This window comes from Hoeflea sp. BAL378, from assembly GCF_000759435.1.
In the GTDB taxonomy this organism is placed as follows: domain Bacteria; phylum Pseudomonadota; class Alphaproteobacteria; order Rhizobiales; family Rhizobiaceae; genus Hoeflea.
Map to the genome: position 1 here is coordinate 1 of NZ_JRJG01000195.1, position 8,978 is coordinate 8,978.

General features: G+C 68.3%; 8 protein-coding genes. 5 read left to right on the forward strand and 3 right to left on the reverse strand.

What is annotated here, in order from left to right; translation table 11 throughout:
• The coding region (locus LL06_RS24660) for a UvrD-helicase domain-containing protein (protein ID WP_035533345.1) at positions 1-2,424 on the forward strand (2,424 nt) is incomplete at its 5' end.
• Positions 2,425-2,452: 28 nt separating this feature from the next.
• Here the strand turns inward: LL06_RS24660 and LL06_RS24665 are convergent.
• Positions 2,453-3,364, reverse strand: coding sequence for a LysR family transcriptional regulator (locus tag LL06_RS24665; protein ID WP_052161894.1), 912 nt, complete (start codon positions 3,362-3,364; stop codon positions 2,453-2,455).
• A gap of 142 nt (positions 3,365-3,506) precedes the next feature.
• Between LL06_RS24665 and LL06_RS24670 the strand changes: the two genes are divergently transcribed.
• The 4 genes from LL06_RS24670 to LL06_RS24685 all read left to right on the forward strand — a co-directional run bounded on the left by LL06_RS24670 (position 3,507) and on the right by LL06_RS24685 (position 7,117).
• Positions 3,507-4,115, forward strand: coding sequence for a cupin domain-containing protein (locus tag LL06_RS24670; protein ID WP_035533346.1), 609 nt, complete (start codon positions 3,507-3,509; stop codon positions 4,113-4,115).
• Positions 4,116-4,396: 281 nt separating this feature from the next.
• Positions 4,397-5,284, forward strand: a complete 888-nt coding sequence (locus tag LL06_RS24675) for an META domain-containing protein (RefSeq protein WP_161785021.1) — start codon at positions 4,397-4,399, stop codon at positions 5,282-5,284.
• A 201-nt stretch (positions 5,285-5,485) separates the two neighbouring features.
• Positions 5,486-6,196 (forward strand): Kazal-type serine protease inhibitor, encoded by a 711-nt coding sequence (locus LL06_RS26630; protein WP_152599769.1) that lies wholly within the window; start codon positions 5,486-5,488, stop codon positions 6,194-6,196.
• 171 nt (positions 6,197-6,367) lie between these two features.
• Positions 6,368-7,117, forward strand: coding sequence for a GGDEF domain-containing protein (locus LL06_RS24685; RefSeq protein WP_052161896.1), 750 nt, complete (start codon positions 6,368-6,370; stop codon positions 7,115-7,117).
• 10 nt (positions 7,118-7,127) lie between these two features.
• Here the strand turns inward: LL06_RS24685 and LL06_RS24690 are convergent, their stop codons facing one another.
• Together LL06_RS24690 and LL06_RS24695 are read right to left on the reverse strand one after the other, a co-directional pair.
• Complete coding sequence (locus tag LL06_RS24690) at positions 7,128-7,544, reverse strand: MAPEG family protein (protein ID WP_035533356.1); 417 nt, start codon at positions 7,542-7,544, stop codon at positions 7,128-7,130.
• 125 nt (positions 7,545-7,669) lie between these two features.
• Positions 7,670-8,978, reverse strand: a 1,309-nt coding sequence (locus tag LL06_RS24695; protein ID WP_035533358.1) for a chloride channel protein, incomplete at its 5' end; no start/stop codon positions are given.

Genomic DNA, 8,978 nt, shown 5'->3' on the forward strand with positions numbered 1-8,978 from the left:
GGCGGCATCGCCGCGCGCGCGCTGGCGGCGAGCCAGGCTTCGCGCGCCGCGGCGCGGCCCGCGCCGGACTATCTGTCGGGCCTCAATCCCGAACAGGCCGATGCGGTGGAATCGATCGACGGCCCGGTTCTGGTGCTGGCCGGCGCCGGCACCGGCAAGACCCGCGTTCTGACCACCCGCATCGCCCATATCCTCAATCTGGGCCTGGCCTTCCCCTCGCAGATCCTCTCGGTCACCTTCACCAACAAGGCCGCGCGCGAGATGAAGGAGCGAGTCGGCGTGCTGGTCGGCGGGGCAGTCGAGGGCATGCCCTGGATGGGCACCTTCCACTCGATCGGCGTCAAGCTTCTGCGCCGCCACGCCGAACTCGCGGGCCTGCGCTCGGATTTCACCATTTTGGACACCGACGACGTCATCCGCCTCTGCAAGCAGTTGATCCAGGCCGAAGGCATCGACGACAAGCGCTGGCCGGCGCGCCAGTTCGCGCAGATGATCGACGGCTGGAAGAACAAGGGCCTCGGCCCCGCCGAGATCCCCGAGGGCGACAGCCGCGGCTTCGCCAACGGCAAGGGCAGGGCGCTCTACACCGCCTACCAGAACCGGCTGCAGACGCTCAACGCCGCCGATTTCGGCGATCTTCTCTGCCTGCCGATCCGCATCTTCCGCGCCCATCCGGACGTGCTGAAGGAATACCAGAAGAAGTTCCGCTTCATCCTGGTCGACGAGTACCAGGACACCAACACCGCGCAATATATGTGGCTGAGGCTGCTTGCCCAGCGCCCGCCAGGCGAACGGCCGAACCTCTGCTGCGTCGGCGACGACGACCAGTCGATCTATGGCTGGCGCGGCGCCGAGGTGGAAAACATCCTGCGCTTCGAAAAGGATTTCCCCGGCGCGAAAGTCATCCGGCTCGAGCGCAACTACCGCTCCACCGAACATATCCTCGGCGCCGCCGGCCACCTCATCGCCCACAATGAGGGCCGGCTCGGCAAGACCCTGTTCACCGAGCAGTCCGACCCGGAGCACCAACGCGTGCAGGTGCACGCCGCCTGGGATTCGGAGGAGGAGGCCCGCGCCGTGGGCGAGGAGATCGAGCAGGCGCAATTGAAGGGCCGGGCGCTCAACGACATGGCGATCCTGGTCCGCGCCTCGTTCCAGATGCGCGAGTTCGAGGAGCGCTTCGTCACGCTGGGGCTCAACTACCGCGTCATCGGCGGCCCGCGCTTCTACGAGCGCCAGGAAATCCGCGATGCGATGGCGTATCTCCGCGTCGTCAGCCAGCCCGCGGACGATCTGGCCTTCGAGCGCATCGTCAATGTGCCCAAGCGGGGCCTGGGCGAGGCGGCGGTGCGGCAGATCCACGATGTCGCCCGCGGCCGCGGCGTGCCGATGCTGGCCGCCGCCCGCGACCTCGTGCTGACCGACGAGCTGAAACCCAAGCCGCGCAAGGCGCTGTCGGACGTGGTCGAGATGTTCGCCCGCTGGCAGGGCCTGATGGAGACCAAGCCCGGCCACGAGCTGGCCGAGACGATCCTCGAGGAATCCGGCTACACCGAGATGTGGCAGAACGACCGCGCCGCCGACGCGCCGACCCGGCTCGAGAACCTCAAGGAACTGGTCGAGACCATCTCCGGCTTCGAGTCGCTGCGCGCCTTCCTAGAGCACGTGGCGCTGGTGATGGACACCGAGAACAATCCCGATCTCGACGCCGTCTCGATCATGACGCTGCACTCGGCCAAGGGGCTCGAATTCGAGACCGTGTTCCTGCCCGGCTGGGAAGAAGGCCTGTTCCCGCACCAGCGCGCGCTCGACGAGGGCGGCCGCTCGGGGCTCGAGGAAGAGCGGCGGCTCGCCTATGTGGGCCTCACCAGGGCCAAGCGCTTCTGCCACATCTGGTTCGTCTCCAACCGCCGCATCCACGGCCTGTGGCAGTCGACACTGCCCTCACGGTTCCTCGACGAACTGCCCGAGGCCCATGTCGAGGTGGCCGACATGGACACGGGCTATGGCGGCTACGGCCGCGGCGGCCGCTTCGGCGCGTCGGGCGGCCAGTCCGGCGGCCCCTACGGCGCCTCGCGCTTCGACAAGGCCGAGCCGTTCGCGGGCAACTACAACACGCCGGGCTGGAAACGGGCGCAAGCCAACAAGACCGACGCGGCGCGGGACAACTGGGGCACCCGCTCCGGCCACGCCGTCGAACGCATCGCCTACGGCGAATCCGGCCCCCGCGGCGCCACCATCGAAGGCGAACTCGTCGCCCGCTCCACCGGCACGGAGTCCGCCTACACCGTCGGCGACCGCGTCTTCCACCTCAAATTCGGCAACGGCAACATTGCCTCGATCGACGGCAACAAGCTCACCATCGATTTCGACAAGGCGGGGCAGAAAAGGGTGCTGGACGGGTTTGTGGAGAGGGTGGGGTAGGTAGGCGCGCGGCGTCAAGCGGGGTTATCTAAGCAGATTTACCAACCTGCCGCGCAATCCGCTCCCGCACGATCGCCTTCAGCGCATCCATCACCGCGCGCACCCTGGGCACGGCGCGCAGGCGTTCGTGGGTGACGAGCCAGATCTCGGCTGCCGGCGGCACCGGCGGGCGGAAGCAGTGGACGAGCTCGGGATCGCCGGCGGCGATGAATTCGGAGTAAAAACCGATGCCGAGGCCGTTGCGCACGCTGGCAAACACCGCCGGCACGGTATTCTGCCGCAGCAGCAGCGCCTCGGGCGGGAAGTGCTGTTGCGCCCAGTCGAAGATCGGCCGGCCGCGCACATGGCTGTCAATGCCGATCAGCGCGTGGCCTGACAATTCGTCTAGGCTTTTGGGCACGCCGTTGCGCTCGCCATAGGCCCGCGAGCAGTAGAGGCTCCAGTAATCCTCCACCAGCTTGAGGCCGACGAGGCCCGGGTCGGTCGGCGCGGGTGCCGCGCGCAGCGCCACGTCGGCCTCGCCCTGGGCGAGATCCCGCAGCAGGGTGCTGGCATCCACCTCCAGCCGCACGCCCGGATGCGCCTGCTTCAGCCGCATCGTCAGGTCCGGCAGCAGGAGATTGGCCAGCACGTCGTTGGTGGTGAAGCGCACCGTGCCCGAGATCTCGCGGGAAAGGCTGCCGACCGCGCCCGCAAAGGCGTCCACCGCCTGGCGCACGGCCTCCGCGGGCGCAATCAGCGCCGCCCCCATCTCCGTCGTCACATAGCCCGTGCGGCGCTTGTCGAAGAGCTGGATCCCGAGGTCCGCCTCGAGTGCCGCGACGCGCCGGGAGACCGTGCTCTGGCTGACCTTCAGCGCCTTGGAGGCCGACAGGGTGGACCCGGTCTCGGCGACCGCCAGCAGGAAACGCAGATCATCGACATTGATGGGTCCCGTCACGTTATGCAAATCCGGTGAACATCGCGGCAAAAACGGTGTTTGAAGCAGATGAGCCGACAATCTACACGGCTTTCATTGCCCGCGAAACGTCGTCGCGGGCCGAAAACCACATGCTTCAACCCGATACCTGAAGGAGAAAGCCATGCGCCAGCCGCTTGTGCCCGCCAATACCCGTATCCTCAATCCTTTCAACAGGGAGACCTTCGTCTTCACCCATCCCTACGAGGGCGGCCCGAGCAGCCGCATGGATGTGGTGCTGGGCAAGGGCGGCTCCGGCGGCGGCAATGCCGTGGCCCACATCCATCCCGGCACCGACGAGATCTTCACCGTCCACAGCGGGTGCGTCATGGTGATGATCGACGGCAAGGAACATTTGGCCCACGAAGGCCAGTCGATCACCGTGCCGAAGGGCGCCAGCCATTTCTTCCGCAACGCGTTCGATGGCGAGACCCATCTGACGGTGACCTTCGTCACAGCCCAAGAGCATCTGCGGTTCTTCCTCAACCTCGCCCGCTGGACCGCGGAGCATCCGGACTATTTCAAGCCGGACGGCGCGGTGAAGCTGCTGCCGATCGCGCTGGCGCTCAATGCCTTCCCGGACCATCTCTACATCTCGGCCCTGCCGGTCTGGCTGCAGAAGGCGATGGGTGTTGCGCTGGCGCCGGTGGCCCGGCTGATGGGCTACCGCCTGGCGATGGCGCCGGCAGGCAAGGCCGACCGCCGGGCGAACGCGACGGCAGTCGCCGCGTGACGGCGGCGCATGTCGAAGACAGGCGAAGCGGAGCCGCCAACCGGTTCGGCCCCGCCCGTCGCTCGCGCAGGGACCGGCAAGGAAGCGAAGCTTCCCGAAGGCCCGCGGGCCCGAACCGGGAATACCAAACGCGTTCCCCCTTGCCCCTCCCGCAAGAACCGTCCCATAAGTCCCTTGCTCGATCAGCATGAACGCCCGATGAACCCCCCGTTCAAGCCGCGTTCAACCGGGCTGCGGCACAAAGTTGCCATTGCTCCATGGACGCACAAGGGAACAGGCCCATGAAACATTTGATCCGCAGCCTTCTCGCCCTCAGTCTCCTGGTTGCTTCGCAGGCAGCCGCCAAGGCCGAGGAAATCCTTCTGCAGTCGGTGCAGTCGGGCATGTATGTCACGGTCGTCAACGGCACCCTGGCCGCGGCGGCGCCGGGGCCGCGCGGCGCGAGCCGCTTCGACACGGTGCGGCTCGAAGGCGACCGGGTGGCGTTCCGCGACCTGCGCTCGGGCAGCTATGTCCGCGCCGGGGTCGGGGAAGGCGCGTTCCTGGCTGCGGGCAGCCCGCATATCCGCGGCTGGGAGACTTTCGAGCTGGTCCGCATTCGCGGCGACAAGCTGGCGCTGCGCTCGGTCGGGAACGGAAACTATGTCCGCGCCGGCGTCGGCCGCGACTCCCTGCTTGCCGCCAGCTCCGGCCGCGCCGCCGGCTGGGAGCAGTTCCGCTTCGTCAACCCGCGCGACGCCCAGGCCGCAAACAACAACGCCGGCAACCAGCCGGGCGCCGGCCAGGGCGGCAATCGCGGCGGGCCCGATCTCGACGATCTCTTCGGCAATTACCGCATCACCCACATCGCCGCCGGCAACGGCTTCCTGGTGCGGCTCGGCCGCGAGCTCGGCAACCGGTCGACCCTGTCGATCGACGACCGCGGCACGGTGCGCGCCAGCGTCGGCTGCAACTCCATTTCGATGCGGGTGTCGGTGCGCGACGGCCGCGTCCGCGCCGAAGGTCCGGCGATCTCCACCAAGATGCTGTGCCAGGGCCAGGGCCAGGCGGCGGCCGAAGCCGCCATCATCGACGCCCTCTCGTCCGCCCGCCGGGTCGACCGCGACGGCCGCACGGTGACCTTCAGGGACGCGAGCGGCGCGGACCTCCTCAAGCTGCGCCGCGGCTAGAGGCGCGCCGTCCTCCCGGCGCTCGACAGACCTGCGCCGAACCCTATGCCCGAACTCGAATGCTTCCTGTCCTGACCGGACGGGAACCCGAAGCCCCGGGTCGCGTTGTTGCACAGCGCGGCCTGAACATCCCGCCACCGGTTGGCCCTTGACCCGACCGGTGGCCGGTGCTCTGGTCTTCCTGAACCCAAGGAATTCGTCATGTCCGATACAGACAGAGCCGTCCGTCCCCGCCGTTTCCTAGGACTTGCCGGTGCGAGCCTGCTCGCGGCGGTGGCGCTGGGCGGCTGCGAGGTCACCGAGGCCAGCGGCAACAACTACAATTCCGGCCCCGTCTGCCCGATGGTCTACGATCCGGTCTGCGCCGAGCGGCGCGGCGAGGAGCGCACCTTTCCCAATGCCTGCGAGGCCCGGGCCGAGAACTGGCGCGTGATCTCCTCCGGCCAGTGCCGCGGCGGAAGCTATGGCGACTATCGCCCCGACCGCCGCGATTATCGCGGCCGTGACGACCGGGGCCGGGACTCTCGCGGCCCAGAGGAACGCAACCCCTATTACCGCGACCGCCGCGACCGCGGCCGCGACTACCGCAACCCCGACTATCGCAATCCGGACTACCGCAACGGCCAGCCCGATTTCGAGCGGCCGCGCTTCGACAATCCGCCCACGCGCGATCCGCGCAGCAGGCCGCGCACCCCGCCGGACCAGAACGAGCCGCCGACCTATCAGCCGCCGGTCCAGCCGGTCCAGCCGGTGACGCCACCGCCGCCCCCGCCGGGCGCCTGCGCGCGGGGCGAGGGCCAGGTCTGCGGCCAGGTCGGCAGCAAGGCCCAGTGGTTCAGGAACGTGTGCGATATGGAAAGCGCGGGCGGCATCCAGGTGTCGAACGGCACCTGCCTGGGCGGCAACCGCTAGCCAGCCCGGGTCGTGCGAACGGCGGCAGGCGGTGGCGCTTCGGTGTCCCGCCGCCTCCGCCGCCTTCAGCAATTCTTAGCAGGTCCGCATTAGGCTCGGGCGCAGTTCCGATTGCGAGAAGCCGAGCGCCGACCTACGATGAATGTCGAGAAGATCTTCCAGATACGGTCTATGAAGCGGGTCTACCAGCTTGCTGCGATCACCACCCTGTTCGCCGTTTTCATCCCGGTCTTCACCTTCGCGATACCCTTTGCCTTCCTGGGACCGCGATATCTCAATTTCTTTGCCATCGCCGTGTTCCCGGCGGCTCTGATCCCGCTCTTCATCACACCGCCGATCGCGTTCATCGTGCTCAACCTGTTCCGGGTGCAGACGCTGACGATCGAGAAGGTGGACGAATATGTCCGCTTCGACGCCCTCACCGGCGTTCTCACCCGCGCCTATCTGCTTGGCAAGGCGCGGGAAATCCTGCCCAAGGGCGGAGCATTCCTGATGGTGGACGCCGATCACTTCAAGGCGGTGAACGACACCTATGGACACGACGTCGGCGACGAGGCGCTCAAGCGCATCGCCGAGGTGCTGCGCAAGGCGCTGAGCACTGACGCGCTGATCGGACGGCTGGGCGGCGAAGAGTTCGGTGTCTTCCTTCCCGGCGCCGATGACGCCGCGGCGGCGAAGGCCGCCCAGGATCTGTGCGAGACCATGCGGACGGAAGGGCGGACCATCGCCGGCCAGCAGCTCAACCTGACGATCAGCATCGGCGGCGCGCTGCACCAGACGTCGCAGACGCTCGAAAAGACGATGAAGCTGGCCGACACTGCGCTCTACCAGGCCAAGCGCACCGGCCGTGACCGCTATTTTATCGCCGGCGCCACCGACACCATGCCCGCCCTGATCCTCAAGACCAGCATGGCCAAGTAAGCCGGGGGCGTCAGCCCGCCATCAGCAGGAGCCCGTGGCCCAGGATGCCGACCACCAGCACGAGCTGGGCCAGGAACGACAGGCCGAAGCCGCCGCCGCGCTGCCACCGGGGCGCATCTTCCTGAATGAAGTGCCAGGCATGCAGCCCGCGTCCGACGGTGAAGACCAGGCCCAGCCCGTGGGCGGCCATCGCCGGCATGCCCAGCAGGGCGGCCACCAGCATCAGCACGAAGAACATCGGCATGTTTTCGACCGCATTGGCGTGGCCGCGCATGATGCGGGTGAGGTGCTTGACCCCGCCGTCGCCGATCGAGACCTTGTGCTTGCCACGCAACCGGCCGGTCTCCATCGAGATCCAGAACAGGATCGCCATGTTGAGCGCCGCGTAAATCCCCACGGCCGCGAGGGCCGGCGTCAGAACTTCCATCATCGTCTCCATCAGGCTGCGCCTCCGGACGGCGGCGCGATCGTCGGGTTATAGCGCCGGCGCCGCCCGCGACAAGCGGTTTCGTCGGGGCCGGGCGGGCGGCGTGCCGCGGGGTGCGGCCCGGCTCAGCGGTGCTCTTCCTCGCTGGCGGCGATCAGGCGCCGGTTGAAGTGGCTCAGCGCCTCCACCTGCTCGGCCCAGGCGAGGATGCGTCCGTCGCTTTCGGCCACCACCGGCATGCGCCGGTGACCGCCGGTGTCGAAGGCCCTGAGCGCGACCTCCAGCGTGTCGGTGGGCCTGAGCGCGGCGATGCCGAGCTCGGCGTCGAAATATTCGGGCTCGGCGTCGTCCGCGGGCAGCGTCATGAAGTCCATCACCCGCACATTGCGCAGCACCGCCCGGTGCGCCCCGTCCTGGACGAACAGGCCGCGCATTTCCAGTTGCCACTGGAAATAGGAATGGCCGTGCAGCGCCTGGGTGATCCCGTGGGCGATCGCCACGGTGAGCAGCAGCGCGATCGACAGCGCGTAGCCGCCGGTGAGCTCGAACACGATCACCGTGGTCGAGATCGGCGCGCCCAGCACCGCGCCCGCCACCGCCCCCATGCCGAGGATCGAATAGAGCGCCGGGCTGGAGGCGAGGTCGGGGAAGGCCCAGGCGGCGATGATGCCGAAGGCGCCGCCAGTCATGGCGCCGAGATAGAGCGCCGGCGAGAAGATGCCGCCGCCGAAGCGCGCGGCGAGCGTGATCGCGGTAGCGAGCGTCTTGACCACGATCAGCGTCAGCATCAGCATCAGCGGCAACTGGCCCCACAGCGCCATGTCGGTGGTCTCGTAGCCGACGCCGAGGATGTGCGGAAAGGCGATGCCCATCAGCCCGACGACGATGCCGCCGCAGATCGGCAGCGCCCAGAGCGGGATCGTCGTCCGCCGCGCCACATATTCGGCGGCGAACAGCACGAACTGGAACACGACGGCGACCACGGCGCAGACCACGCCCAGCAGCGCGAACGCCGGAAACTCGAAATAGGAGGTGACCTGGTAGCCCGGCACGATGAAGGCCGCCGCCTCGCCGAACCAGCCGCGCGAGACGATCGCGCCGATCGACGAGGAGATCACGATCGGCACGAAGGCCCGCATCGCGTAGTGGCCGAGGATCACCTCGTGGGCGAACAGCACGCCGGCGATCGGCGCGTTGAAGCTTGCCGAAATCGCCGAGGCGACGCCGGCGGCGAGCAGCGTGCGGCGCGACCAGTCGGGCAGCGAGAAGCGCTCCCCCACCGCGCTGGCGAGCGTCGCCCCGAGGTGGATCACCGGCCCTTCGCGGCCGGCGCTGGCGCCCGAGCCGAGCGAGAACACGGTGGCGAGCGCGCTGACGACGCCCTCGCGCAGGCTGAGCCTCCGGCCGGCGATCGCCCGCGCCTCGATCACGTCG

Coding starts and splice junctions, on each gene's coding strand:
- LL06_RS24670 (WP_035533346.1), top strand. CDS start 3,507: ATGCGCCAGCCGCTTGTGCCCGCCAATACCCGTATCCTCAATCCTTTC.
- LL06_RS24675 (WP_161785021.1), top strand. CDS start 4,397: ATGAAACATTTGATCCGCAGCCTTCTCGCCCTCAGTCTCCTGGTTGCT.
- LL06_RS26630 (WP_152599769.1), top strand. CDS start 5,486: ATGTCCGATACAGACAGAGCCGTCCGTCCCCGCCGTTTCCTAGGACTT.
- LL06_RS24685 (WP_052161896.1), top strand. CDS start 6,368: ATGAAGCGGGTCTACCAGCTTGCTGCGATCACCACCCTGTTCGCCGTT.
- LL06_RS24690 (WP_035533356.1), bottom strand. CDS start 7,544: ATGGAAGTTCTGACGCCGGCCCTCGCGGCCGTGGGGATTTACGCGGCG.